Origin of the sequence: Bradyrhizobium sp. 159 (assembly GCF_023073795.1) — a bacterium.
GTDB lineage: Bacteria > Pseudomonadota > Alphaproteobacteria > Rhizobiales > Xanthobacteraceae > Bradyrhizobium.
This window is the reverse complement of the sequence record NZ_JADPKE010000018.1, coordinates 60,900-85,034: the sequence shown is the minus strand read 5'-3', so window position 1 is coordinate 85,034 and position 24,135 is coordinate 60,900. Positions and strand designations below refer to the sequence as shown.

At 63.5% G+C, this 24,135-nt stretch carries 26 protein-coding genes; 19 read left to right on the top strand and 7 right to left on the bottom strand.

What is annotated here, in order from left to right; genetic code table 11:
- The first annotated feature begins 260 nt into the window (after positions 1 to 260).
- The gene (locus tag IVA96_RS02815; RefSeq protein WP_247279952.1) at positions 261 to 599 is read left to right on the top strand and encodes an H-NS histone family protein; all 339 of its coding nucleotides are present in this window, start codon (positions 261 to 263) and stop codon (positions 597 to 599) included.
- Between the two features lie 2,586 nt (positions 600 to 3,185).
- Here IVA96_RS02815 and IVA96_RS02810 read toward each other — a convergent pair.
- From IVA96_RS02810 to IVA96_RS02785, 6 genes are all read right to left on the bottom strand, one after another.
- Positions 3,186 to 4,022: a transporter substrate-binding domain-containing protein gene (locus tag IVA96_RS02810; protein WP_247415304.1), complete on the bottom strand. Its 837-nt coding sequence runs from the start codon at positions 4,020 to 4,022 to the stop codon at positions 3,186 to 3,188.
- A 69-nt stretch (positions 4,023 to 4,091) separates the two neighbouring features.
- Positions 4,092 to 4,574 (bottom strand): MaoC family dehydratase, encoded by a 483-nt coding sequence (locus tag IVA96_RS02805; RefSeq protein WP_247415303.1) that lies wholly within the window; start codon positions 4,572 to 4,574, stop codon positions 4,092 to 4,094.
- Between the two features lie 9 nt (positions 4,575 to 4,583).
- Positions 4,584 to 6,167 carry a CoA-transferase gene (locus tag IVA96_RS02800; protein WP_247281352.1) on the bottom strand — a complete coding sequence of 528 codons (1,584 nt, stop codon included), beginning with the start codon at positions 6,165 to 6,167 and terminating at the stop codon, positions 4,584 to 4,586.
- A 16-nt stretch (positions 6,168 to 6,183) separates the two neighbouring features.
- A complete protein-coding gene (locus IVA96_RS02795) occupies positions 6,184 to 7,326 on the bottom strand; it encodes an acyl-CoA dehydrogenase family protein (RefSeq protein ID WP_247415300.1) in 1,143 nt (380 codons plus the stop codon).
- Between the two features lie 12 nt (positions 7,327 to 7,338).
- Positions 7,339 to 7,707 (bottom strand): hypothetical protein, encoded by a 369-nt coding sequence (locus IVA96_RS02790; protein ID WP_247281354.1) that lies wholly within the window; start codon positions 7,705 to 7,707, stop codon positions 7,339 to 7,341.
- Positions 7,708 to 7,710: 3 nt separating this feature from the next.
- A complete protein-coding gene (locus IVA96_RS02785) occupies positions 7,711 to 8,787 on the bottom strand; it encodes a LacI family DNA-binding transcriptional regulator (protein ID WP_247281425.1) in 1,077 nt (358 codons plus the stop codon).
- Here IVA96_RS02785 and IVA96_RS02780 point away from each other — a divergent pair.
- The 12 genes from IVA96_RS02780 (at position 8,690) to IVA96_RS02725 (ending at position 17,853) form a co-directional block, all read left to right on the top strand.
- Complete coding sequence (locus IVA96_RS02780; RefSeq protein ID WP_247281432.1) at positions 8,690 to 8,929, top strand: hypothetical protein; 240 nt, start codon at positions 8,690 to 8,692, stop codon at positions 8,927 to 8,929. The two genes, IVA96_RS02785 and IVA96_RS02780, sit on opposite strands and share 98 nt — an antisense overlap.
- A 63-nt stretch (positions 8,930 to 8,992) precedes the next feature.
- Entirely contained in the window at positions 8,993 to 9,901 is a 909-nt protein-coding gene (gene dapA, locus IVA96_RS02775; protein WP_247281426.1) for a 4-hydroxy-tetrahydrodipicolinate synthase, read from the top strand.
- 14 nt (positions 9,902 to 9,915) lie between these two features.
- On the top strand, positions 9,916 to 11,106 hold the full coding sequence (locus IVA96_RS02770; RefSeq protein WP_247415298.1) for a CoA transferase: 1,191 nt from the start codon (positions 9,916 to 9,918) through the stop codon (positions 11,104 to 11,106).
- Positions 11,103 to 12,266: an acyl-CoA dehydrogenase family protein gene (locus IVA96_RS02765; protein WP_247281356.1), complete on the top strand. Its 1,164-nt coding sequence runs from the start codon at positions 11,103 to 11,105 to the stop codon at positions 12,264 to 12,266. Before IVA96_RS02770 ends, IVA96_RS02765 begins: the two co-directional genes overlap by 4 nt.
- Positions 12,267 to 12,277: 11 nt before the next feature.
- Complete coding sequence (locus tag IVA96_RS02760) at positions 12,278 to 12,685, top strand: MaoC/PaaZ C-terminal domain-containing protein (protein WP_247298328.1); 408 nt, start codon at positions 12,278 to 12,280, stop codon at positions 12,683 to 12,685.
- 3 nt (positions 12,686 to 12,688) lie between these two features.
- Positions 12,689 to 13,120, top strand: a complete 432-nt coding sequence (locus IVA96_RS02755) for a MaoC/PaaZ C-terminal domain-containing protein (protein WP_011086090.1) — start codon at positions 12,689 to 12,691, stop codon at positions 13,118 to 13,120.
- Positions 13,117 to 14,070, top strand: a complete 954-nt coding sequence (locus IVA96_RS02750) for a dihydrodipicolinate synthase family protein (protein WP_247415295.1) — start codon at positions 13,117 to 13,119, stop codon at positions 14,068 to 14,070. The genes IVA96_RS02755 and IVA96_RS02750 overlap by 4 nt, the downstream gene beginning before the upstream one ends.
- Before the next feature lie 11 nt (positions 14,071 to 14,081).
- Complete coding sequence (locus IVA96_RS02745) at positions 14,082 to 14,384, top strand: DUF4286 family protein (RefSeq protein WP_247281359.1); 303 nt, start codon at positions 14,082 to 14,084, stop codon at positions 14,382 to 14,384.
- A gap of 121 nt (positions 14,385 to 14,505) precedes the next feature.
- Positions 14,506 to 15,342, top strand: a complete 837-nt coding sequence (locus IVA96_RS02740; protein ID WP_247281360.1) for an ABC transporter substrate-binding protein — start codon at positions 14,506 to 14,508, stop codon at positions 15,340 to 15,342.
- Positions 15,343 to 15,361: 19 nt separating this feature from the next.
- Positions 15,362 to 16,093, top strand: a complete 732-nt coding sequence (locus IVA96_RS02735) for an amino acid ABC transporter permease (RefSeq protein ID WP_247281361.1) — start codon at positions 15,362 to 15,364, stop codon at positions 16,091 to 16,093.
- A complete protein-coding gene (locus IVA96_RS02730; RefSeq protein ID WP_275974750.1) occupies positions 16,090 to 16,896 on the top strand; it encodes an amino acid ABC transporter ATP-binding protein in 807 nt (268 codons plus the stop codon). Before IVA96_RS02735 ends, IVA96_RS02730 begins: the two co-directional genes overlap by 4 nt.
- A gap of 18 nt (positions 16,897 to 16,914) precedes the next feature.
- Positions 16,915 to 17,853, top strand: coding sequence for a dihydrodipicolinate synthase family protein (locus IVA96_RS02725; RefSeq protein WP_247281362.1), 939 nt, complete (start codon positions 16,915 to 16,917; stop codon positions 17,851 to 17,853).
- 89 nt (positions 17,854 to 17,942) lie between these two features.
- Here IVA96_RS02725 and IVA96_RS02720 read toward each other — a convergent pair whose 3' ends face one another.
- Positions 17,943 to 18,830, bottom strand: coding sequence for a LysR family transcriptional regulator (locus IVA96_RS02720; protein ID WP_247281363.1), 888 nt, complete (start codon positions 18,828 to 18,830; stop codon positions 17,943 to 17,945).
- Between the two features lie 156 nt (positions 18,831 to 18,986).
- On the opposite strand from IVA96_RS02720, the gene IVA96_RS02715 reads away from it, so the two are divergent.
- Genes IVA96_RS02715 through IVA96_RS02690 form a run of 6 tightly spaced genes read left to right on the top strand, consistent with a single transcriptional unit; the run spans position 18,987 to position 24,126 of the window.
- Entirely contained in the window at positions 18,987 to 19,943 is a 957-nt protein-coding gene (locus IVA96_RS02715; protein ID WP_256464561.1) for an N-carbamoyl-D-amino-acid hydrolase, read from the top strand.
- Positions 19,944 to 19,979: 36 nt separating this feature from the next.
- The gene (locus IVA96_RS02710; protein WP_247281364.1) at positions 19,980 to 20,804 is read left to right on the top strand and encodes an ABC transporter substrate-binding protein; all 825 of its coding nucleotides are present in this window, start codon (positions 19,980 to 19,982) and stop codon (positions 20,802 to 20,804) included.
- The gene (locus IVA96_RS02705; protein ID WP_247281365.1) at positions 20,801 to 21,658 is read left to right on the top strand and encodes an amino acid ABC transporter permease; all 858 of its coding nucleotides are present in this window, start codon (positions 20,801 to 20,803) and stop codon (positions 21,656 to 21,658) included. The genes IVA96_RS02710 and IVA96_RS02705 overlap by 4 nt, the downstream gene beginning before the upstream one ends.
- Positions 21,655 to 22,419, top strand: a complete 765-nt coding sequence (locus IVA96_RS02700; protein WP_247281366.1) for an amino acid ABC transporter ATP-binding protein — start codon at positions 21,655 to 21,657, stop codon at positions 22,417 to 22,419. Before IVA96_RS02705 ends, IVA96_RS02700 begins: the two co-directional genes overlap by 4 nt.
- 14 nt (positions 22,420 to 22,433) lie before the next feature.
- Positions 22,434 to 23,249: an ABC transporter substrate-binding protein gene (locus IVA96_RS02695; RefSeq protein ID WP_247281367.1), complete on the top strand. Its 816-nt coding sequence runs from the start codon at positions 22,434 to 22,436 to the stop codon at positions 23,247 to 23,249.
- Positions 23,236 to 24,126, top strand: coding sequence for a polysaccharide deacetylase (locus IVA96_RS02690; protein ID WP_247281368.1), 891 nt, complete (start codon positions 23,236 to 23,238; stop codon positions 24,124 to 24,126). Before IVA96_RS02695 ends, IVA96_RS02690 begins: the two co-directional genes overlap by 14 nt.
- The last annotated feature ends 9 nt before the right edge of the window (positions 24,127 to 24,135 follow it).

Genomic DNA, 24,135 nt, shown 5'->3' with positions numbered 1-24,135 from the left:
TTTGAATGTCGAGAGCTTGAACCTGCGACAACAGAGCGGCGACGTTCGGCCCAATGCCGGGCAGTCTCTGGCATGAGGGACTTGTCTCAGATTTCGCCTTGTATGGCTGCCGAAATATGAGCACTGAGGACATTGTCGCAATTCTCAATTCCGGATCGGCATGGCCTTGCCGAACATAAACAGGAGACGATGAAAAATAGAGCGATACGAATACACCCGACTTGTTTGCTGGGCCTTCTCCCAAGAATTCGGATCGAGCCATGAACGCCGCCCATTTCAATTCGCTCTCCCTTGACGAGCTCTGGAGATTTCATCAGCAGGTCACCGCCAGCCTTACTCAGAAAATGTTAGTGCAAAAAGCAAAATTGGAGGAACGGCTCCACAAGATTGGACTCGCTGACGAGGCCACAAGGTTCGATCGTAAGCGCCGTCCATACCCGCCCGTTCGTCCCAAATATCGCAATCCAAGGAACCCGGCGGAGACATGGTCGGGTCGCGGCAGGCTGCCTCGCTGGCTGCGGCCGCAGCTTCGAGGCGGCGGGAAGTTGGACGACTTCCTAATCGACCAGACTTCGGTTCAAAAGCGGCAGACCAATTGAGCGCTGCGGGCGCGACCGCGTTGGAAAGAAGGCCAACCCCACATCCTTTCCTTGTCTGGCATCCGTTTGGCTTCTCCGACTGAAAGAACACGAAGGCCAGCGCCGCAGCATCGAACAGCCCTATCGGGCAATCTTCATTCACCACGGCTTGCGTTGGCGGTGGAACGTCTCGCTCTAACGCCCGTGCGAGCCGGTAGGGTTTGCTTTCTGAGGTCATCGCCGAGACGCGAGCATACGCCGAACTGACATGTTGGCGCTCGTATGTATGTCCCCGCACTCCAGTAGCTTGGACGCGTGGACACCAATACACAGGCTCTAGACGCGAGCGGACGTTCTACGAAGCTGGAGACATCCGTCGAATGGCCCAAGGACTCGATCGCGGCACCCACAGTAAGTGATGAAGCGACTACACCAGCGCGACAACGCCGCGCATTTGTAGGTCGAACGAAAGTGCGCACTCGATCCGACTTACGATAAGTTCTGCTAGGATCGGGCGAGGGCACGCATCGTTAGCCACTGGCGCGACCGCGAGAAACTGCGCAACATCGACTTGGCTAGCGTGGGCAAGCGGCTATGGAGCTCCGGGATGGGGCCGCCGAAGTCGGAGCGATCAACGCGCTGATGCCGAGTTCGGAAGCGGACGCGCTTGCAAAACACAGTCCCACCGTCATTTGGTCGCTCCGGGGGCCGCCAGACATCACTCCTTTGGTCTTCTGCGTGTGATGCGCCGCTGATTTATTCGTGCCGAGATGCATCGGCTGTTAAGGGTTGATTTAGTTCCCGGCACGATCATTGGGGACCACAAGGGACCCGAGCATGCAACTGCATCATGCCAATACCTTGGAAAGGTTCGAGACTGTCGCGGATCAAGGCAGTTGCGAGGTCGCGACCCGGCCCGTCACTCTCGACCAATCAGATTTCTCGACCTCCAATCGAGATGAGGTCCTGGCGCTATTGGCGCCGAGCGGCCTTGCAAAACGCACTTTTTGGCTCGTCGTGGCCGCCTTGGCTGGGGGCTTCGGATTGGGATGGGCTGGTGCTTGGTACGGTCCTGCAACTATCTCGCCTCTCAACCCAATTGCTCAGGTAGAGACCGTTTCGCGCCGCATGCCGGACACAAAGTCAGGCGGCAGGATCGAAAGCGCCCGAAAGGTAGCATCAGCCTCGGACTCGCGAACACCGCCTGGTGTAGGTCAGCCCTCCACAACAAGCGCGAGCCTTGCTCCGAAGCCCTTGGCCAAAGCGTCGAGTGGGGCGCAATCGGCGGAAGCTTCGAACCAAGCTTCTTCGGCCGGCGAGGCGGACATGTCTGTGACCGGCTCGCTTGGGTCTGCGGGGCCGCTCATGTCGGTCCCCGAGACAAGACCAACGACTATTAGGGGGTGGGCAGTCCTTGACGTTCGCGGTGGAACGGCGGTGCTCGAAGGGCCCGATGGGATTCGAATGGCAGCACGGGGCGACGTGGTCCCCGGCATCGGGCGGATCGACTCTATCGTGCGTTGGGGCAACCGCTGGATAGTTGCAACGCCTGGTGGATTGATCTCGACGCCCTAGGCGTGAACGGCTGCGACGAAGAGGCATGCCATCCATTCGTGCGGCACACACTGCAGGGCGCGGGCCCGGGTTTTTGCAATTCAGTTTCACCCGATCTAGCCAGGACTGTTGAGCCATCGACCTCGAGCTCCGGCGGAATTCGAATGGGCGATCTTTGCCTTCGGAGGGCAGCGCTCATTCTTCGAACTCAGTATAGGCCGAAGCTTTCGCCAACCTGCTGTCCTGATAACGCACGCGCCTACCAGCGGACCGCAGCCCGCAAGTTTGCTTGCTCTACCGCCGCCAACACTACGACCGTACTTGTTCTTCCCTAGGCCTGGCCAGAGCGGCACGTTACTTTGCGGCCGAAGGAAACGGGATTGGTAAGGAGGATTCGAACTAGCGTGGTACTGCACGACCTCATCTAGTACAGCAATGCTGTACCGACCGGACGTGCCATGTTCCACGGGGCTACGAAGCCCTCTGAATAAGCACTTGAAACGAAAGGAGAATGCCTCAACTGTTAGCCTGAAAACTTTAGTCGGCCCGAACATCAGCTATACCAGACGAGACGATAAAGCGAAATAACATCAATCTGTTAGCGCATCGATTTTGCATTGCCCCCGTGATGGATTGGAGCGAGAGTTCGAGTGTTTCAATTGGTTAGAAGGCGGCGTGTGCACAACGTGTGCACCGGGAGATCAAGAAAAATCTTGCGACAGCCAATAAAATCTTGCGACAGCCAATGAGGAGCAAGTTCTCTTAAGCGGACGAGCGGACTTCAGTGGTGCAAGTGCAACGCAAGATTTCGAGAGTGACGGCAGACTACGCGAGGCTGACGAGCAACCTCAGTTCTCGAATATGAAAATTGACACTCAATCGGCGCGTAATGGCGTGGGCGTGCTGATCCACCCGAGATCAAACCGTTCCTGGGGTGTGGGTTGGTCGCGTTTCCCGCGACCAACGAGTAAGCAGGCAGATGCTCCTGTTCTCCCATCAGCGGCAGTAGGTCGATCATATGTGCGCTGCCACACATGAGATAGCGCGAGCTTGTCAATTCGTCGGCCCATCCCCGCGAATGGCGAACGTCGTGGCCTTCAGCTTGGTCATGCCGAACTTGTCGAACAGCTTGTCGTAGGTGCCGTCGGCTCGGATCGCGGTGAGCGCATCTGCTGCGGCTTGCGCCAGCAGCTTGTCGCGGAAGGCGAAGGTGATGTCGGTGCCGGCGATGTCGCGGACCCAGATCTTTGCGATGCCTTTCTGCTCGAGCGCGTTCGCGGTCTCGTTGATGTTGAGAGCGGCTTCGAGCTGGCCAGCACGCAGCGCGGCCGAGGTCGCGGTCACCGTGGCGAAGGTACGCAGTTCGACCGGCTTGAGGCCCTTGGCCTCCATCGCGGTGCTGAACTCGCGCGCCTTGCGCTCGGTATAGGTCGCCGATTCCACGCCGACGATGCGGCCGGCGAGATCCTCGAACTTCTCCAGCTTAAGGCTGGAGGAGGGATCGGTGTAGATGCTGATCGCCTGCTGCGCGTAAGGCACGAGATAGAGCATCTTCGAGCGCTCCTCGGTCCAGAACAGGCCGGTGTTGATGGCGTCGAAGCGGCCGGAGCGAAGCGCCGGGATCATCGGCGGGAAGTCCATGCGCAGGAAAACCGCCTCAACGCAGATGCGCTTGGCGATCTCGCGGGCGAGCTCGACATTGAGGCCCTGCAGCTCGCCCTTGTCGTCGACGAATTGCTGCGGCGGCAGCGTCGGGTTGATCGACATCTGCCATTTCGGCGCCTCGATCAGGCTCGACGCCGGCACCTTCGGCGTACAGGTTTGGGCTCCGGCCGCCTGGGACAGGCCGATGAGCAGAGCTAGGGCGGAGAGGGTTTTTCGATATCGCATCTCAATACTCCAATCAAAGCGTGGGTGCAGAGGAGCCGTCCTCCGGTCCGCGTTTTCTTCAATGTCTCGTCATGTTTCCACCGTCGCGTCGGCTTGCCGGGTCAGGATGAGCGAGATGTGGCGCGCCGCGGTCACCACCTCGTCGCGCTGGTTGAGGAGGTCGAGCGTCTCGACGACGATGCCGCGCTCCGGATTTTTGGTCGGCCGCTTCTCGACGAAGCGGAAGCGGACACGCAAGGTGTCGCCGGCGACGATGGGGCCCTTGAACTTCACCTCGTCCCAGCCGAGCGAGGCGACCGAGGTCTCCTCGTACAGTTTCAGCTCCGACTTGAGCCCCTCCATCAGCGACAGGCCGAACAGGCCATGGCCGATGACCGCTGGAAAGCCGCGCGAGCGCGCGTAACCTGAGTCGATATGAAGCGGATGATGGTCGCGCGTGACGTCGGCGAAGACCGCGATATCTGCCTCAGTCACGGTGTGCACGGCGGTCTCGAACTCCGCGCCGAGCGCGATGTCCTCGTAGCCGAGATTGATCGGAGCGCTCGCGTCCATGCTGATCCCTCAGGCGACCTTGCGCGGCCGCGCCGGCAGGGCTTTGAAGCTCTGCGCGATGCCCATTGGGCCCGAACGGAAGATGCGCGGATCCATGTCTTTCAGCTGCGGGCTGATGCGCGGCTTGAAATCCATACGGGCGAGGATGTCCTCCTCAAGCCGCGCGCCCGGCGCGATCTCGGTCAGGGTCACGCTGCCGTTCTCGAGCTCCAACATGGCGCGCTCGGTGACGTAGCTGACATGCTGGCCGCGCTGTGCCGCCAGCGACGCGCTGAAGCTGATCTGGCCCACTTGTGGCACGAATTTGCGGAAAGCGCCGTCGCGACGGATCGCCAGGCGGCCGTTCTCGACGCCGATGTCGAACTTGCCGCCGGTCATGGTGCCGCTGAAGATCAGCCGCTTGGCGTTCTGCGTGATGTCGATGAAGCCGCCGGAGCCGTCGCGGCGCTCGCCGAAGCGGGTGACGTTGACGTTGCCGGCTTCGTCCACCTCCGCGAAAGAGAGGAAGGCGCAAGAAAGGCCGCCGCCATCATAGAAGTCGAACTGATAGGCCTGATCGAGAATGACGCGTGGATTGATGGCGGTGCCGAATTCGCGGGCGTGACCGGGCACGCCGCCGACCACGCCGGATTCCACCGTTAGCGTGATCAGGTCCGAGATGCCTTCCTCGGCCGCGACATTGGGGATCATAGCGGAGATGCCGACGCCGAGATTGACGACGTCGCGAGGGCGCAGCTCGAAGGCGGCGCGGCGGGCGATCACCCGCCGTTCGGTGAGCGGATCGGGCGTGATCATCGCCACCGGGACGCGCGTCTCGCCACAGCGTGCGGGGTCGTAGGCGGTGCCGTAGGTCTGCATCTGCTCGGGCTCGAGCACGATGTGGTCGATCAGGAAGCCCGGGATCTTCACCATCTGCGGATGGATCGAGCCGCGCTTCACGATGCGCTTGACCTGGCAGATCACGGTGCCGCCGGCATTGTGCACGGCCTGTGCGATCGAGAGATCCTCGCGCGTGGTGCCCTCGTGCTCCATGCTGATATAGCCGTCCTCGTCCGCGGACGTGCCGCGGATGATGGCGACATCGGGCGGGGCGGGCACGCGGTAGAGCAGCCACGACTGGTCATGCAACTCGAGCAGGTCCACCAGCGGCGCTGTGGTGCGCTTGTTCATGCGGCCGCCATCCTGCCGCGGGTCCATGTAGGTGTTGAGACCGACATGGGTGAGCACGCCCGGATGCTTTGCCGCCATGGCGCGGCAGAGCTGGCTCATCACCCCTTGCGGGAAATTGTAGGCGTCGATCAGCTCGTCGCGGACGAGGCGCATGAACGGCACCTGGAGGCCGAAATTGCCGCCGATTACGCGCGCGATCAGGCCTTCATGGGCGAGATGGCAGAGACCCTTCTCGGTGACGGCGCCGACGCCGGTGATGTTGATGAGCGTCAGATTGTGCGGACCCTGGCCGCCGAGGAAGCGCTGCTCCAGCGCCTCAAGGATCGATTCGGCAGCGCCCGTGCCGCCATTTCCCCCGACGATCAGCGTGTCAGCATCGCGAATGAGACCGGCGGCCTCTGCCGCTGTGATGATGCTCAGCATGAGCGCGCTTCCCGCATCACGCGGCCTCCTTCTCGACCTGGCGGGCGATGATCAGCCGCTGGATCTGGTTGGTGCCTTCGTATATCTGGGCGAGGCGGACGTCGCGGAAGATGCGCTCGATGCGGTACTCGCGCGAATAGCCGTTGCCGCCGTGGATCTGCAGCGCGTTGGAAACGTGCTTCATCGCCATGTCAGTGGTGAACAGCTTTGCCTGCGCCGCCTCCTTGGCGATCGACTCGCCGGCATCGTGCAGGCGCGCGGCGTGGTGGATCAGCAGGCGCGCGGCGGCGATGTCGGTGGACATGTCCGCGAGCATGAACTGTACGGCCTGGAAGCCGATGATGGCCTGGCCGAACTGCTTGCGGTCCTTTGCGTAAGTCGTGGCGTCCTCGAACGCCGCCTGCGCCATGCCGAGCGCCATCGAGGCCATCATGAGCCGGCTGAAGTTGAAATTGCTCATGGCCATCTTGAAGGCCTGGTTCTCCGGCCCCATCACGCTGTCGGCGGGGAGGCGCACGTCTGAGAAGGTCATCTGGCAGTCGTCGAGGCCATGCATGCCGAGCAGCTCCTCGTTCTTGCCGCGGGCGATGCCGGGCAAGGTGCCGTCCACGAGAAGACAGGAAATGGCGCGATGGCCCGCATCTGCGCCGGTGCGCGCGAACACCATGATGCGGTCGGCGACGCCGCCGAGCGTCACCCAGGCCTTGGTGCCATTGAGCCGCCAGCCATTGCCATCGCGCACCGCGTTGGTGCGGATGCCCGCGACGTCGGAGCCGTGGTCGGGTTCCGAGACGGCGGTCGCGGGAATGATGTCGCCGTTGAGGATTTTGGGGATCAGCGCCTTGTGCGCCTCAGTGCCGTGATGGTCGAAGAACAGCACGGCCTCGACGGGAATTGCGAAGGCGTTAGCGACCGCGCCGGAGCAGCGCGCCAGCTCCTCCATCGCGATGCAGGCAGCAATCGCATCGAGACCCGCGCCACCGGCGCCTTCCCGCAGGCAGATGCCGAACAGGCCGAGATCGGCCATGCCCTTGTAGAGCGCGCGGTCGAACCGGTCCTCGCGGTCGATCGCGGCGGCGCGCGGCAGGATCTCCGCTTCGGCGAAGCGGCGGGCGGTCTCGCGCAGGGCTTTCTGGTCTTGGCTGTAGAAGCGGTCCATGGCGTGCTCCCGTCAGTCGCTGGCGAGCTTGGAATCGTGGGAGACTTCGCTGCGGGCGCGATCGAGGAAATAGATCGCGACGTCGTCGCCCGGCACGCCATAGGCGCTGCACACGCCGCGGGTTAGCGCGATGGCGGCGGCGCGACGCTCAGCCTCGCTGCGGCGGAAGGCGTGGACCTTGAGCAGGATGCGCTGGCCGGTAGCCTGCGCGCCGAACGTGCCGGCATGGGCGTAGTCGTCAGGCGCAATCGGCAGGAAATAGAGTGTGACTGTATCGGCGGCGACGCCGAACGCCGACATCAGGCCGTCGGTCACCGAGCGCGCCACCGCGGCCTTGCGCTGGGACGGGACTTGCGGGGCGAGCACTTCGACATACGGCATCGATCAGACCTTCGCGGATTTGGCCGCAGATGATTTGGATGAAGACGATTTGAACTTGCCGGATTTCGCAGGGGCCGGGGCTTCGATCTGGCGGCAGGAGTCGCGCTTGATCAGCCGGGCACCGACGCGATATTCGCGGACGCCGTCATTGCCGTTGCCCTTGCTATTTCCCTTGGCGTCCATGCGATGCAGCAGCCGGTCGACGGCGAGATTGGCAAGATCCCGCGCGCCGTTGTCGACGATGCTGATCGCCGGGCGATGCCATTCGAACCACGGCATGTCCTCGTAGCAGAGCAGCGACAGATCGTCGGGAATGACGATCTTCCGTTCCGCGGTGACACGCAGCACGCCGAGCGTTGCCTCGTGGTTGGCGACGAAGATCGCGCTGGGCGGGCGGGGAAGGTCGAGCAGCTTGCGGGCGGAGGTCGCGCCGGTCTCGGGCTCGAAATGGCCGGCATGGATCAATGTGTCGTCCCTGACGATGCCGGCCTCGCGCAGGGCGCGGACATAGCCGGACAACCGTTCGCGGCCGGACGTGGTGTCCTGGCGGCCGACGATCAGCCCGATGCGCTTGTGCCCGAGCTCGATCAGGTGACGCGTGCCGAGATATGCGCCTTGCGGATCGTCGGCGAGCACGGTCTCGAGATCGGTCGCGTCGTCGCGCCGCACCAGGCAGACGATGGGCACGTCCTTCGAGAGCGCCTTGAGCTGCGCGCCGTTCTTGCCGGTCGGCACCACGATCAGCCCGTCGATGCGGTGGTCGACCAGCGTGGTGAGGGTGTCGCTCTCCTGCTGCGGATCGTCGCCGCCGATGCACAGAAGCATCTGATAACCCAGCGCCTTCACGCGCGCCTGCACCACTTCGGCCATCACCTGGAACGAGGCGTTGGTGAGATTGTGGACGAGAAGCGCCACCAGCCGCGACTGTCCGGTCTTCAATCCGCGTGCGATCGGGTTCGGTCGATAGCCGAGCTCGCGCGCGATGCGCACCAGCCGCTGCTGCGTGCGTTCGCTGGTCAGGCCGGTTCCCGTCAGCGCTCGGGAAGCAGTGCTGACTGAAACGCGGGCCGCCTGTGCCACATCTTTGAGCGTGACGCTCATCAAACCTGCCGATAAACTGCAAACGATTGCAGAAACGCTAAGAGCTTATTCCACACCAATCAAGCTTAAAAAATGGATGGTGTTGCCCAATGCAGAAACATTTATGCAAACGATTGCATAAGGCGTGCGGTTATTCCGCAGGCGGCATCCATCGCCTGAATCCACCCGAGTACCCGGCAGTTCCCTGATGAAGACGTTCCGCGGCACCTACACCGTCATGATCACTCCGTTCACGGCAGCGGGCGAGGTCGATGTCGCGGCATTGCGCGCCTTCGTCGACTGGCAGATCGTGGAGGGCATTCACGGGTTGATCCCGCTCGGCTCGACCGGCGAGTTCCTGTCCATGGACGATGACGAGAAGGCGCTGGTTGCCGAGGTCGTCATTCGCCAGGCGGCGGGGCGCGTCCCCGTGCTGATCGGCACCGGCGCGGAGGATACGCGTGAGGTGGTTCGCCTCAGTCGCCGTGCCGAAAAACTGGGCGCTGACGGCGTGATGATCATTCCGCCGTTCTATTCGACGCCGACCGACGACGAGTTGGTCCATCACTACAAGACGGTGGCCGACGCGATCGCGCTGCCGATCATGGTCTACAACAATCCGGCAACCGCAAATGTCGATCTCAAGCCGCAGCTCGTGGCGCGCATCGCCGAGATCGACAACTGTCTCTATATCAAGGATTCGACGCTGGAGGTGACGCGCGTGCGCGACATCATCCGCCTCTGCGGTGACAGGATGACGGTGTTCGGCGGCATCCTCGGCTTCGAATCCTTCGTCGAGGGCGCGCAAGGCTGGGTGGCTGTGGCCTCCAACGTGGTCCCCGCGGAGATGGCTCGCATCTTCAGCTTCGTCGCCGACCACGGCGCGATCAAGGAAGCGCGCGAGCTCTATCTCAAATACCTGCCGGTGATCGAATTCGTCGGCGGCCAGGCCTACGTCGCCGGCAGCAAGGCGCTGCTCGGCCACATGGGTTTTGCAGCCGGCCATCCGCGGCCGCCGCGGCTGCCGTTGCCGGCTGCGCAGGATGCGGCCGCACGCGCCCTGGTCAAGACCTTCGATCTCGCATGGCGCGGTGCGCCGGTTGCGGCTGCTTAAACTGAGGTGAACGGATGAACCTGCTCGACGGCGTCAAGATCCTCAGCTTCAATCATTATCTCGCAGGCCCGCTGGCGGCGCAGACGCTGGCCGATCTTGGCGCCGACGTCATCGCGGTCGAACCGATCGAGGGCGCCTTTCAGCGCAACTGGGCGGTCGCCAATCATTTCATTGCGGGTGACAGCGTCAATCATCTGGCGACCGGGCGCAACAAGCGCAGCCTCGCGGTCAATCTCAAGCATCCCGACGGCGTTGCGGCGGTGAAGAAGCTGGTCGCCACCGCCGATGTCGTGATGGAGAACTTTCGGCCGGGCACCATGGCCAAGCTCGGCCTCGGCTACGACACGCTCAAGGAGATCAACCCCGGCCTGATCTATGCGGTTGCCACCGGCTTCGGATCGGAGGGGCCGTACAAGGATCGTCCGGGCCAGGATCTTTTGCTTCAAGCGATGTCGGGTCTTGCGATGCGGACCGGACGCGCCGACGGCGAGCCGACGGCGGTCGGTGCCGTCATCGTCGATCAGCATGCCGCCTCGCTCTACGCCATGAGCATCCTCGCGGCGCTGTTCGCCCGGACGAAGATGGGCAAGGGACAGCTCGTCGAGGTCAACCTCTATCAGGCCGCACTGGATCTCCAGGTCGAGCCGCTGACGGCATGGCTAAACGGCGCGCCGTCGCCGACGCCGCGCGGCCCGGCCGGCATCGCGGCGTGGTTCAGCCCCGGGCCTTACGGCGTTCACGCCACGGGGGATGGTCATATGGCGATCTCGATGGCCACGCCCAAAGCGCTCGCGGTCGCGTTGGATAGCGAAGAGCTGAAGCAATTCGGCGAGGGCGACAGTTTCTCGAAGCGCGAGGAGATCACGCGGATCGTTGCTATCAGGCTGAAGCAGAAGCCGACGGCGGAATGGCTGCCCGCGCTGGAAGCCGCGGGCATCTGGCACGCGCCGGTGCAGGATTATCGCGACCTCGAGACCGATCCCCAGCTTAAGCATCTCGGCGTGTTCAAGAGTGCCGAGAGTGCAGGCGGCGCGCCGATCCGGATGATCGCACATCCCGCGCGCTATGACGGCCGGACGCCGGAGGTGCGGCTGGTGCCGCAACGGCTCGGTGCGCAGACCCGCGAAGTGCTCGGCGAGATCGGTTACGGCGCAGCCGACATTGATGCGATGATCGCCGGCAAGGCCGTGGGAGTGGCGCGATGATCGACTTTTCCGTGCCCGAGGAGACACGTCTCCTGGTCGACACCGTTCGCCGTTTCGTCGAGACGGAGGTGCAGCCGCTCGAAGACGTCGTGGAGCAGACGGCCAAAGTGCCGGCCGACGCGCTGGCGGTCACCAAGTCCAAGGCGCAGAAGCTCGGCCTTTACGCCATGAACATGCCGACGGATGTGGGCGGCGGCGGGCTAACTTGCGTCGAACATTGCCTGGTCGAGGAAGAGTTCGGCAAGACGTCCGACGCGCTGATCCGCCGTGTGTTCGGCCAGGTCTATCCGATGCTGATGGCCTGCAAGGGCGACCAGATCGAGCGCTACCTGCTGCCGACGGTGAAGGGCGACAAGATCTGCGCCATGGCGATCACGGAGCCTGGCGCCGGTTCCGACGCCGCCTCAATCAGCACGACCGCCCAGCCCGATGGCGACCAGTGGGTCCTCAACGGCACCAAGCATTTCATCAGCGACGGCGACATCGCCGACTATGTGATTCTGATGGCGCTGACCGACAAGGAGAAGCGTGCCCGCGGCGGCATCACCCTGTTCCTGGTCGATCGCGGCACACCGGGCTTCAAGGTGGCGCGCACCCAGCCGATGATGGGCCATCGCGGCTATGGCCATGCCGAACTGAGCTTCGAGGATTGCCGCATTCCGAAAGCGGCCGTGCTCGGCGAGGTCGGCGGCGGCTTCAAGCTGATCATGCAAAGCGTGCTGCAGATCCGGCTCGCCCATATCGGCGCCCGCGCTGTCGGCATGGCGCAGCGTGCGCTGGAGATGATGCGCAAGCATGCCGGCGAGCGGCGCCAGTTCGGCCAGCTGATCGGCGATTTCCAGATGGTGCAGAAGCTGATCGCGGATTCCGCCACCGAGATCTTCGGCGTGAAGATGATGGTGATGAACGCCGCCTGGGACATCGATCAGGGCAAGGATGCGCGAGACAAGGTCTCGATGATCAAGGTTGCGGCCTCCGAGATGCAGGGCCGCGTGGTCGACCGCGCCATCCAGGTGTTCGGCGGCATGGGGTTCAGCAAGGATTTGCCGCTGGAGCGGATGTATCGCGATGCCCGAGTCACCCGCATCTATGACGGCACCTCCGAGATTCACCGCATGCTGGTCGCGCGCAGCACCATCAAGAACGGCCTGCAGCTTTAGGGAAACGATCGATGTCCCACGCACCTCTTGAGCCCGGCGCTGCCTTCGCCTTCCGCAAGACCATGACCGTGGCCGAGCAGGCGATGTTCACCGGCATTAGCGGCAATCTCGGCGCTCTCTATGTCGATGCCGTCCGCGCCAAGAAAGCTGGCGCGTCGAATATGATCGCCTTCGAACTCGCGGTCGGAGGTCTCGCTACGACGTGCCTCAGCCAGCTCGGTGGTCCCACGCGGCGGATCGGCAGCATCGCGCTGAATTTTGCCGCGCCCGTGATCGTCGGCGACTCCGTCGAGGCCAGGGCCGAGATCGTTTCGGTTGACGGCGACGACGCGGTCTGTCGCGTCACCTGCACGCTGTCGCCCTCAGGTGCCACCGTGGTGGACGGCACCGCGACGCTGGTTCCCTTTGCCAGGGCCTAAGCCATGTACGAGCCGAAATCCTTCGACGATCTCAAGGTGAATGACAGGGTCAGCCTGAGCAAGACCATCACCGAGGCCGATGGCGCGCTCTATATCGCCGCGACCGGCGATTTCGGTCCCGTTCATGTCGATGAGGTCTATGCCGGCGCGACGCGCTTTGGCCGCAGGCTGGCGCCGGGGATCATGGTTGCGGGACTCTGCACTAGCATCCTCACCAGCGAGCTGGTCGGCACTATCGGCGTGTCGGTGGAGGACCGGTTCTGGTTCACCGGTCCCGTGTTCTACGGCGATACGCTCACCTTCGACGTCTGGATCGCCGAGCAGCACGACGAGACCCGCACCATCATCTGGGAAGCGAGCGCGCGCAACGAAGGTGGCCTCGAAGTGCTGAAGGCGCGCGCGAGCCTGAAATTTCCGCGGCGGAAACCGTCATGAGCAAGGCGATGAAGAAACCGGATTTGCGTGGCGTCACGGTCGCGACCGTGCTGCCCTTCAGGGACGACAGCTCGATCGACTGGGACGGCTATGCCCGCGTGCTGGACTATTGCGCCTGCCCTGACAGCATCGCGGCGGTGTTCGTCAATGGACATGCCGGCGAGGCTGGATCGCTCTCGGATGACGAGCGTCAGGCGGTGATCGAGCGGACGCGCCGGCAGATCGGCGGCAAGCCGCTATTGGCCGGCATCATCGCGCATTCCACCGCGGAAGTGATCCATCAGGCACAGCTCGCGGAGGCTGCCGGTGCCGACTGCGCGGTGTTGTTCCCGCCCGCACCGCTCGGCGGCGGAGCGTCGGCGACCTCGCGCACGCCAATGGCTTTCGTGCAGGCGGTCGCCTCCGCGATCGGAATTCCCGTGTCGATCTTCCAGTATCCGCTCGCATCGGGATTTGGCTACTCGCCGGAGACCTTGGCCAAGATCGCCGCGCTCGACAGGGTCATCGCCATTAAGGAGGGCAGCGACACCATGCTGGCCTATGACGAGAACCGGCGGGCGGTGAAGCTGGCCGATCCATCCGTGGCGATCCTGCCGTCGAACTTCAACTGGTTCCTGCCGCAGCTCGCCGTCGGCGGCGACGGCATTCTCTCCGGCCTCGTCAGCCTCGCGCCGCATCTGTTCGCAGCGCTCTGGCAGGCCTCGCTCGCCGACGACCTCAAGGCGATGCGCGCCGTCAACGAGCGGCTCTATCCGATCGTCCGCGCCATTTACGGGCCTGCGCCGATCATGGACATGCACACGCGCATGAAGGTCGGGCTCAAGGCGCTCGGCCTGATCCGCAATGCCGATCCGCGGCCGCCGCTGCTGCCGGTTCTACCTGCGCTGTGCGATGCCATTGTAACGACGGTCGGTGTGGCGCGCGCAGCCGGCGACATCCGTCCGGCATGAGGAACGAGACGATGCTGGACGAAGCCTTCATCCATATCGTGCGGGTCGACATCGACCCCGAGCACGAGGCTGCGTTCAACGCCTGGTACGAGCAGAGGCATTTCCCCGATCTGCTCGCCTGTCCCGGCTGGCTCTCGGCAAAGCGCTTCGTCTCCATCGGCGACGGGCCGAAATACGCCGCGATGTACGAAGTCGCGGGGCGATGGGCATTCGAGACGCCGGAATTCCTGAGGGTAAAGGGCTTCGGTCCGTTCGAATCCCTGGTGAAGAACTTCATGCGCATCCAGCTCAGGCCGATGTCGGGACCGGCTTGAGCAGATCGAAGACGACGCTGCCTGCCGTGTCGCGAGATCCGGCCGGCCGCATCCAAGAAACGTCGAGGGGAATTCCGGGCGAGGAACTGCATCAGTTATTGGCGTGTTACTGGAGGTATCCATGGTCTCGACACTGCTTCGCTTGGGTGCTGTTGCCGCACTCGTTCTCGCATCCACGGCGGTGCATGCCGCCTGTACGCCCACAATCACCGACGACAATCTGATCGCGCCCGGCAAGTTGCAGCTCTCCATCAACCCGACCAATCCGCCGCAGCAATTCGTCGACAAGGACGGCCAGCTGCAGGGCCTCAACGTCGAGCTCGCCGCCGAGCTCGGCAAGCGGTTGTGTCTTCCGGTCGAACTCGTCCGGATGGATTTTCCGGCAATGATTCCCGCCCTCAACGCGACCCGCATCGACGGCATCGATACCGGGATGTTCTGGACCGAGGAGCGTTCCAAGCTGATGTACATGGTGCCTTACGCGATCCAGGCGATCTCTGTCGTGGTGGCCCCCGACAGCGGCACAAAAATTGCTACCGAAAATGATCTGATCGGAAAATCATCCGCCGTCGAGGTCAGCAGTTACCAGATGAACTGGCTCAAGAAGCTCAGCGATGCCAGCGTGGCGAAAGGCGGAGCCGCCGTCGAGATGCGGACGTTTCCCACTGCCACCAACGTCGTCAGCGCGCTGCTGGCGGGACAGGTCGACAACGCCTTGCTCGTGGATAGCGTGGCGCGCGATCTCACCAGCCGGGGCCGCGTCAAGGAAGTGCTGAGCGGGCTCGGCACCGCGCGCACGACGCTCGGCTTCCGTAACAAGATGGTGGTCGATGCCGTCGTCAAGGCGCTGAACGCTATGCGGGCCGATGGCAGCTACCAGGCGCTGTTCGACAAGTTCGGCCTGACCAGCATGCCGGCCGACCAGCCGCTTGCGATCGCCGGCCCGGGTCCGGCCTGAGATCTACGGAGACGAGCCGATGAGCCATTTCAGTCCGACGGCCGCCGTCAGCTACTTCTTCAATTACTTCCTGATGAAGGGAGTGCTCGTTACCATCGGCTTGACGGTGGCGGCGGTCGTCGGCGGCTTGATCCTCGGCATGGGCGTCGCGTTGCTGCGCATGTCGTCCAATCCGGCGCTCGCGGGCGCTGCGCGCTTCTACATCTGGTTCTTCCGCGGCACGCCGCTGCTGATCCAGCTGGTGGTGATCTACAGCGGCTTGCCGCAGCTGGGCATCAAGTTCAGCGTGATCACCTGCGCACTCGTCGGCCTGATCCTCAATGAGGCGGCCTATCTCGCCGAGATCGTGCGCAGCGGCTTCATGGCGGTGTCGGCAGGACAGCGCGAGGCCGCCTGGGCGCTCAGCCTGTCGCCCTGGGTCACGTTCCGCCGCGTGACCTTGCCGCAGGCGTTCCGGTTGATGATCCCGCCGCTCGGCAACTCCATCAACTCGCTACTGAAGGCGACCTCGCTCGCCTCCGTGATCTCGGTGGAAGAGCTCATGCGCCGCAGCGACATGCTGATGCAGGAGCATTTCCAAATCCTCGAAGTCTATGCGGCGGCAACCGCCTATTACCTGATCCTCACCTCGGTCTGGGATGCGATTCAACGCCGGCTGGAGAAGCACTTTGGTCGGTCGAGTGCTGCGAAGTCGAGGCGCCTCGACGCGAGGGGGCCGGTTGTGCAGGCGAGCGTGGAGGCTCGCGCATGAGCGAGACATCGATGAATACCGCTATGGGGAGCGGCGTCGAAGGTGCAACAGCGCAACCGCAGCTCCGTGAGGTGCCTGCGGTCCGGATGGAGGCCGTCTACAAGCACTATGGCGACTTCACCGCGTTGAATGAGGTCGATCTCAAGGTCGCCAAAGGCGAGAAGATCGTGATCTGCGGTCCGTCCGGCTCGGGCAAGTCGACGCTCATCCGCTGCATCAATCACATCGAGAAGCACGACGAGGGCCTGATCTACGTCAACGGCGTCGAGCTCGATCGCCAGCGCAAAAACATCGATGTGGTCAGGCGCGACACCGGCATGGTGTTCCAGAGCTTCAACCTGTTCCCGCACATGACGGTGCTGGAGAATTGCATCCTGGCGCCGATGACCGTGAATGGCATGTCGGAAGCGGAGGCAAAGAACCTTGCCATGCATTTCCTCACCAAGGTCCGGATTCCGGACCAGGCCGAGAAATTCCCCGGCCAGCTGTCGGGCGGCCAGCAGCAGCGTGTCGCCATCGCACGCGCGCTGTGCATGCGTCCCAAGATCATGCTGTTCGACGAGCCGACCTCGGCGCTCGACCCTGAGATGGTCAAGGAAGTCCTGGAGACCATGAAAAAGCTCGCGGAGGAGGGCATGACCATGCTGTGCGTGACGCACGAGATGGGCTTTGCCCGCGAGGTCGCCGACCGCATCGTGTTCATGAACGAGGGCAAGGTCGTGGAGCAGGCTGCGCCGGTGGACTTCTTCAACCATCCGAAATCCGAGCGGGCGAAGACGTTCCTCGACCAGATCATTCACTAGACGGCGATGTCCGGCGGGATGACAATTTCGCGGTCGTTCGCAGATCGGCTGCGCGGCATTCATGCTGCGACGATCGTGCCGATGACGCCCGATTTCGAGATCGATGAGGCAAAGCTCGCCGCGCATCTCGCCTCGGTCGCGTCCACGCCCGGCATCAATGGACTCCTGGTCAACGGCCACGCCGGCGAGAATTTCGTGCTGTCCCTCGCTGAAAAGCAGCGCGTGGTGGAGCTGGCGAGCGAGCACGCTCCGAAGGACTGCCTGATCGTCTCTGGCGTCAATCATGAATCCAGCCCGGAGGCTGCGCGAGAGGCAGCCACGCTGGAGCAGGCGGGTGCGGACGGTCTGCTGGTTTTTCCGCCCAATAGCTGGGCGCTCGGTCACGCCGACGGCTGTGTTATCGAACATCACCGCCATATCCGCGATGCCACGACCGTGCCGCTGATGCTCTACGCCGCGCCGGTCGGTGCGGGTGCGATGACCTATGCATCGCCGCTGCTCGAGCAGCTCGTCGCCGATCCTCGCTTCGTCGCGATCAAGGAGGGCAGCTGGGAGGTCGCTGCCTACGAACAGAATCTGAGGCTGATCCGCAAGCTGCGGTCGGACTTCGTCGTGCTCGGCTCGGGAGATGAGCACCTGCTGACGAGTTATCTCGTCGGCTCGGCCGGCAGCCAAGTCAGTCTCGCCTGTGTCGTTCCGGAACTAGTGGTCAGCCTCTGGATCGCGGCGGAGGCTGGCGATTGGCCGCGGGCTCGCGCAGTGCACGAGAAGCTGTATCCCCTGGCAGGTGCGATCTACCGCGATCCGCCCGGAGGACGGGCAACGGTGCGGCTCAAAGCCTGCCTGAAGCTGCTCGGACGTCTGTCATGCGACGCGGTGCGGCCGCCGCAGCCGCCGGCGACGCCGGATGAGTTGCGGGCACTCGACCTTGCCTTGCGGATCGCCGGACACGGATGATGGCGGTACGTCAGAACGATTTCGCGCGTAGTCGGGCGGCCTGACCAGGTGCGACGTCGGCTTGTGCAGTCAGCAGTAAGATGCCCTCATCATTCAAGCTGCCGGCTTGCTCGGCGGACTTCATCGAGGAACACTCTTGCAAGACGCGAGATCGGCTCCGCTTCCGACCACAGCATGTATGCCAGCGCAGGTGTCTTGGGAAGGAAGGGGCGTATGACCAGCTCTTGATTTCCAGCCTGGTGCGGCGAGAATGGATCCACCACCGCCGCGCCGATGCCTGCCGCGGCGAGCACGCAGGCGGTGTTGCAGTATCGCACCTCGACGGTCGGCTGGAATGAAGCGCCGGCCGAAGCAAAACTCGCGCGCACGGCCTCACCCAACTGTGTTCCACGCTCGAGCCCGATGAAGGGTAGATCGACGAGATCGGACGCGGTGATCACCGCGCGGTCCGCCAGCGGATGCTGCGGCGGCATGACGCAGACCATCTCGCCGGCGCGGACCACTTCATGCGCGATGCCTGGATGATGCGAGAAGCCGAGCACGAAGCCGAGCTCGGCGACCCGGCTCAGCAGTCCGTCGATGATGCCCTCATAGCGGCGTACGTCGAAGAACATCCGCGTCTGCGGTCGCCGACGCAGGAAGACCGACAATGCGGGCGGGATGATGCTGTAGGCCAGCGGCGGCGTTGCGACGATCGACAGATGCCCAGTGCGACATTCCCTGAGGTCACGGACGCGGTTTTCCAGCTTGGCATGCAGCGCAAAAATCGTCTCGCTTTCCTTGTAGAGCGCCATCGCCTCCGCGGTCGGAAACAGGCGGTTGTTGACGCGCTCGAACAAGGCGAAGCCCGCCTGCGTCTCCATTGCCTTCAGCGCGTTGCTGATCGCTGGCTGTGAGAGCGACAGCTCCTCGGCTGCTGCGACCGTTGTCCGGTGTCGAACGACCGCACGCATAATTTCGAGTTGACGCAGGTTCATCTATTCGTGCCCGTTATAGTCTGGCCGAAAATATCATAGCACGAGTGATTGCCAATGCTGTCCAGCTTTCTTGTAATGCACTGCGGAAAGTGTGCTGCCGAACGTAAAATCGGTTCGCCTAACGAGGCAGCAGTCCGCTAGATTTGGAGGCAATGTTTGACCCGCGTCCTTCGTGCTGCCGCCGCCCAGATGGGGCCGACGCAAAGAGCAGACACCCGCGCGCATACGCTCGATCGCATGTTGAAACTGTTGGATGCGGCGGCTGAACAAGGCGCGCGCCTCGTGGTGTTTCCCGAACTGGCCTTCACGACGTTCTTTCCGCGCTGGCTGCTCGAAGGCGATGGGCTCGATCAGTATTTCGAGCGCGGCATGCCGAACCCGGCTGTCCAAGCGCTGTTCGACCGCGCCCGCGCGCTCGGCGTCGGCTTCTATGTCGGCTATGCCGAGCTGACAGCAGATGGCCGGCGCTACAATTGCGCGATCCTGGTCGACGACGTCGGCGAGATCATCGGCCGCTATCGCAAGGTGCATCTGCCGGGCTCGGTCGAGCCGCGGGCGGGCGCGCGCTATCAGCAACTCGAGAAACGCTATTTCGAGTATGGCGATCTCGGCTTTCCGGCCTTCCGCACGGGTTCGGCGTGGGGACACGCGATCATGGGCATGATGATCTGCAATGATCGCCGCTGGCCGGAATCCTGGCGGATGCTCGGCCTGCAGGGCGTTGAGCTCGTGTGCATCGGCTACAACTCCGCGGCCTACGATCCGAACGGCGGGACCAGCGAGGATGCCGCGCTGCGCACCTTCCATTCGACGCTCGTCGCACAGGCCAACGCCTACATGAACGCGACCTGGGCGATTGCGGTGGCGAAGGCGGGCGACGAGGATGGCTCCGGCCTGATCGGCGGCTCCTGCATCGTCGATCCGAATGGCAGGATCGTTGCACAGGCGAAGACCCTCGCCGACGAAGTCATCGTCGCCGACATCGATCTCGATCTCTGCCGTCAGGGCAAGGACAAGATGTTCAATTTTGCGGCCCACCGGCGGCCCGAGCAATACCGGGCGATCACCGAACGCGCCGGCGTCATCGAGCCGGCGCTTCTCGACATGGACTGATACGCGGCCGGTTGCAGCGTTGGCAAAGGAGCTGACATGATACGCCTCTCGCTTTTCCTCGGGCTCGCCGCATTCGCTGCTGCGGCCGTCGCCTCGGCAGCCGAACTGCCAGCAGAGATCAAGCAGGCCGGTACGCTGAAACTGACTGTTAATTCGACCTACGCGCCGATGGAGTATCGCGATCCCGCAACCAACGAGCTGGTCGGGCTCGATATCGATCTCGCCAACGAGCTTGCCAGGCGGCTTGGCGTGAAGATCGTCTGGAGCGAGACGCCGTTCGCCGAGCTCATTCCGTCGCTGCAGACCAAGCGCGCCGATTTCATCATCAGCGGCATTTCCGACCGCGCCTCACGGCGCGAGACCGCCGACTTCATCGACTATCTGACCACCGGACCGCAGTTCTTCGTGCTGGCCGACCATGAGGCGACCGCCGCCACCGACCTCTGCGGCAAGAAGGTCGGCACCACCCGCAGCACCAGCTTCCCGATCGAGATCGAGAAATGGAGCAAGCAGAATTGCGAGACCGCCGGCAAGCCGGCCATTCAGTATGTTCCGGGCGAGAACTCGATCGACGTGCGCAACCAGCTCAAGCAGGGCCGCATCGACGCTGCAGTTCAGGGCGGCGAGACGCTGCCCTTTGCGCAGGCGCAGGAGGCTGGCAAATACCGTGTCGTCGGCGAGCCCTTTGCAATCGGCTATCAGGGCATCATGTTCCGCAAGGACGATGTCGCACTGCGCGAAGTGGTGACGGAGCATCTGGCGGCGATGATCGCCGACGGCTCCTACAAGAAGATCCTCGAGAAATTCGGTTTGGGCGCGAACGCGGTTTCCAAGCCCTTGATGAATGCGGCGCCGCAATGAGGGCGGCGCCGACGCTGGCGGAAGGCTTTCCTGATCTCTCGCAGATGCAGATCGCGCGGGAGATCCACTGGCGGCGGTGGCTGGCTGCGGCCGCGATCGTCGTTGTGCTTGCGGCGATCGCTCGCGCCTTTGCCAATGGCCAGATCGAATGGTCCTATGTCAGCCGCTTCCTGACCGCGAAGGTGATCCTCCAGGGCATCGTCAACACCATGGTGATGGCGGTACTCGCGATGGCACTCGGCATCGTCCTCGGCGCGGTCGCGGCGATCATGCGGCTGTCACCCAATCCGGTGCTGAAGTCGGTTGCTGCAGGTTACACTTGGCTGTTCCGCGGCACGCCGCTGATCCTGCAACTCCTCCTGTGGTTCAACCTCGCGCTGGTGTTTCCGACCATCGGTATTCCCGGCCTGTGGACGGCGCGGGCCGTTGACGTCATGACGCCGTTCCTCGCAGCGCTGCTCGGGCTCGGCATCAACCAGGGTGCCTATACGTCGGAAGTGATGCGCGCCGGCATGCTGTCGGTCGACGCCGGGCAGTATGAGGCGGCGCAGGCGATCGGCCTGGGGCGGCTGCGGGCGCTGCGGCGGATTATCCTGCCTCAGGCGATGCGGGTGGTGATTCCACCGCTCGGCAACGAGTTCATCGGCATGGTGAAGGCGACCTCGCTCGCCAGCGTGATCCAGTATCCCGAGGTGCTGCACAACGCCGAGAATATCTACTATGCGAATTCGCGCGTCATCGAGCTTCTGATCGTCGCCGGCTGCTGGTATCTGCTGGTGGTATCGATCCTGACGCCTCTGCAGATGCTGCTCGAGCGCCATTTTGCGCGTGGAACGGCACGGATCAACCGATGACGAAACCGCTCGTCGCGATCCGCTCCGTCAGCAAGGCCTTTGGAGAGTTCCAGGCTCTCAGGAATGTCTCGCTCGACGTGTGGCCCGGCGAGGTTCTGTGTCTGATCGGTGCGTCAGGTTCTGGCAAGACAACGCTGCTTCGCTGCATCAACCAGCTTACCGTGATCGACAGCGGTGGTATCTGGCTGGATGGCGAGATGCTGGGCGTCCGCGAGGAGGGCGGCAAGCTGCGCCGCCTCACCGACCGGCAGATCGCGCGGCAGCGGCTGAAAACCGGCATGGTGTTCCAGCGCTTCAACCTGTTTCCGCACAAGACTGCGCTGGAGAACATCACGGAAGGACCGGTGCAGGTGCAGGGCCGCAACCCGGGCGAGGTGCGCGCCGAGGCAATCGAGCTCCTGCGGCGCGTCGGGCTTGCGACGAAAGCGGACTCCTATCCGTCGCAGCTTTCGGGCGGCCAGCAGCAGCGCGTGGCGATCGCCCGGGCGCTGGCGATGAAGCCGATGCTAATGCTGTTCGACGAGCCGACCAGCGCGCTCGATCCCGAGCTTGTGGGCGAGGTGCTGGCTGTCATGAAGGAGCTCGCGCAGAGCGGCATGACCATGATGGTGGTGACGCACGAGCTTGGCTTTGCCCGCGAGGTCGCTGATCGCGTCGTCTACATGGATCATGGCGCGATTGTGGAATCCGGGCGCGCCGCCGACGTTCTCGGGGCGCCGCGCGAGGCACGTACGCGGGCATTTCTGGCGGCAGTGATTTGATGGGGGCACTTTTGATGATCAGGCTGGTTGTTGCGGGCTTAGTTGGATTGATCATGGCCGGACCGGTCTTTGCGATCGAGCTGCCTGCGGAGATCACGAAACGGGGCACTATCAAGGTCGCAATCGTGCCGAACTATCCGCCGATGGAGTTCCGCGATCCCGTCACCAACGCGCTGGCCGGGTTCGACATCGACCTGGGCGAGGCGCTTGGCCGCAAGCTCGGCATCAAGCTGGAGTGGGAGGAGACCAGTTTTGCGCAGTTCATGCCGTCGATCTCGTCGGGGCGGGTGGACGCGATCCTGTCCGGCTTCACCGATTATGCCACGCGTCATGAGGCGGCAAGCTTCGTCGATTATCTGCGCAGCGGCCCGCAGTTCTTTGTGCAGCAATCCCGTGCAGCCGAGTTCAAGGACATGGCGGCGCTGTGTGGCAAGAAGGTCGGCGCCAGCCGCCGCACCATGTTCCCGGACCAGATCGCGGCGTGGAGCACGGCGCATTGCGGCGGCAATGCGATCGTGGTCGTCGGCACCGAAGGCTCCGCTGACGCGCGCACGCAGTTGAAGCAGGGTCGGATCGACGCGGCCGTCCAGGGCAGCGAGACGCTGCTCTACATCATGGACCAGGAGCCCGGCGCCTATGCGCCCGTCGGGCAGGCGATCGCGGCGCAGTTCACCGGGATCGCCTTGCCGGTCAAGGAGAAGGCGTTGCAGCAGGCCTTTGTGGAAGCGCTGGACGCGCTGATCGCCGACGGCACCTACCGCAGCCTGCTTGTGAAGTGGAAACTGAACGACAACGGCGTAGAGAAGGCGACCATCAATGCTGGACAGTAAGGCACTCCAGAGCATCCCGCTCGTCCCGGCGAACACCGCGGACCCGGCACCGAATTATCCCTGGCCGAAGCCTTGGGGGTCGGCGATGTTCCTGTCGTTCGATGTCGACGCTGAGAGCGCCTGGACCAGCAAGGACGCCGTGCACGCCCAGCGCCTGATCACCATGAGCTATGGCGGCTATGAGGCGCGGGTCGGCACACCGAAGTTGCTGGAGCTGCTCGATCAACTCGACCTGAAGGCGACGTTCTTCGTCACCGGCTGGTCGGTCGATGCGCATCCGGCAATGGCCGAATCCATCCTCAAGGCCGGTCATGAGATCGGCCACCACGGCTATCACCATCTGCTGCCCGACCCCGGAGATCCCTGGATCGAGGACGAGCTGGAGCGGGGCTTTGAAGCGCTGAAGCGGCGGCTCGGCGTCAAGCCGATCGGCTACCGCGCGCCCTATGGTGAGTTCACCGAGGAGCTGCGCACGGCGCTGGTACGCCATGGCATCGTCTATACGTCCTCGTTCCGCGATGACGTCCGGCCCTATCGCCACCGCCTCGCCGACGGCAACCCGGGCACGATCGAGCTTCCGGTCACGGCGAGCTATGATGACTGGATGCACGGCCTCTCGGCACGCTTCAGCCCGCGCTCGATCTTTCCGAAGGAGCATGTGCTCTCGATCTGGAAGGACGAACTCGACGAGGTCCGCGATTGGGGCGCGATGGTGACGACCGTGCTGCATCCGCAGTGCAGCGGCCGTCCGATGCGGCTGCGCCTGCTGCGCGAGTTTCTCACCTACGCCAAATCCTGCGCGGACGTGTGGATCACGACCGGGGAGGCGATCGCAGGCAACTTCCAGAAGCATGAAGCCGCGGGTCAGTCGCGCTGATGAGCATGG

Bases quoted from the DNA above. Each gene is read 5' to 3' on its own strand.
- IVA96_RS02815 (WP_247279952.1), top strand. From the start codon at position 261: ATGAACGCCGCCCATTTCAATTCGCTCTCCCTTGACGAGCTCTGGAGA.
- IVA96_RS02810 (WP_247415304.1), bottom strand. From the start codon at position 4,022: ATGCGATATCGAAAAACCCTCTCCGCCCTAGCTCTGCTCATCGGCCTG.
- IVA96_RS02805 (WP_247415303.1), bottom strand. From the start codon at position 4,574: ATGGACGCGAGCGCTCCGATCAATCTCGGCTACGAGGACATCGCGCTC.
- IVA96_RS02800 (WP_247281352.1), bottom strand. From the start codon at position 6,167: ATGCTGAGCATCATCACAGCGGCAGAGGCCGCCGGTCTCATTCGCGAT.
- IVA96_RS02795 (WP_247415300.1), bottom strand. From the start codon at position 7,326: ATGGACCGCTTCTACAGCCAAGACCAGAAAGCCCTGCGCGAGACCGCC.
- IVA96_RS02790 (WP_247281354.1), bottom strand. From the start codon at position 7,707: ATGCCGTATGTCGAAGTGCTCGCCCCGCAAGTCCCGTCCCAGCGCAAG.
- IVA96_RS02780 (WP_247281432.1), top strand. From the start codon at position 8,690: ATGCGCACCAGCCGCTGCTGCGTGCGTTCGCTGGTCAGGCCGGTTCCC.
- IVA96_RS02770 (WP_247415298.1), top strand. From the start codon at position 9,916: ATGAACCTGCTCGACGGCGTCAAGATCCTCAGCTTCAATCATTATCTC.
- IVA96_RS02765 (WP_247281356.1), top strand. From the start codon at position 11,103: ATGATCGACTTTTCCGTGCCCGAGGAGACACGTCTCCTGGTCGACACC.
- IVA96_RS02760 (WP_247298328.1), top strand. From the start codon at position 12,278: ATGTCCCACGCACCTCTTGAGCCCGGCGCTGCCTTCGCCTTCCGCAAG.
- IVA96_RS02755 (WP_011086090.1), top strand. From the start codon at position 12,689: ATGTACGAGCCGAAATCCTTCGACGATCTCAAGGTGAATGACAGGGTC.
- IVA96_RS02750 (WP_247415295.1), top strand. From the start codon at position 13,117: ATGAGCAAGGCGATGAAGAAACCGGATTTGCGTGGCGTCACGGTCGCG.
- IVA96_RS02745 (WP_247281359.1), top strand. From the start codon at position 14,082: ATGCTGGACGAAGCCTTCATCCATATCGTGCGGGTCGACATCGACCCC.
- IVA96_RS02740 (WP_247281360.1), top strand. From the start codon at position 14,506: ATGGTCTCGACACTGCTTCGCTTGGGTGCTGTTGCCGCACTCGTTCTC.
- IVA96_RS02735 (WP_247281361.1), top strand. From the start codon at position 15,362: ATGAGCCATTTCAGTCCGACGGCCGCCGTCAGCTACTTCTTCAATTAC.
- IVA96_RS02730 (WP_275974750.1), top strand. From the start codon at position 16,090: ATGAGCGAGACATCGATGAATACCGCTATGGGGAGCGGCGTCGAAGGT.
- IVA96_RS02725 (WP_247281362.1), top strand. From the start codon at position 16,915: ATGACAATTTCGCGGTCGTTCGCAGATCGGCTGCGCGGCATTCATGCT.
- IVA96_RS02720 (WP_247281363.1), bottom strand. From the start codon at position 18,830: ATGAACCTGCGTCAACTCGAAATTATGCGTGCGGTCGTTCGACACCGG.
- IVA96_RS02710 (WP_247281364.1), top strand. From the start codon at position 19,980: ATGATACGCCTCTCGCTTTTCCTCGGGCTCGCCGCATTCGCTGCTGCG.
- IVA96_RS02705 (WP_247281365.1), top strand. From the start codon at position 20,801: ATGAGGGCGGCGCCGACGCTGGCGGAAGGCTTTCCTGATCTCTCGCAG.
- IVA96_RS02700 (WP_247281366.1), top strand. From the start codon at position 21,655: ATGACGAAACCGCTCGTCGCGATCCGCTCCGTCAGCAAGGCCTTTGGA.
- IVA96_RS02695 (WP_247281367.1), top strand. From the start codon at position 22,434: ATGATCAGGCTGGTTGTTGCGGGCTTAGTTGGATTGATCATGGCCGGA.
- IVA96_RS02690 (WP_247281368.1), top strand. From the start codon at position 23,236: ATGCTGGACAGTAAGGCACTCCAGAGCATCCCGCTCGTCCCGGCGAAC.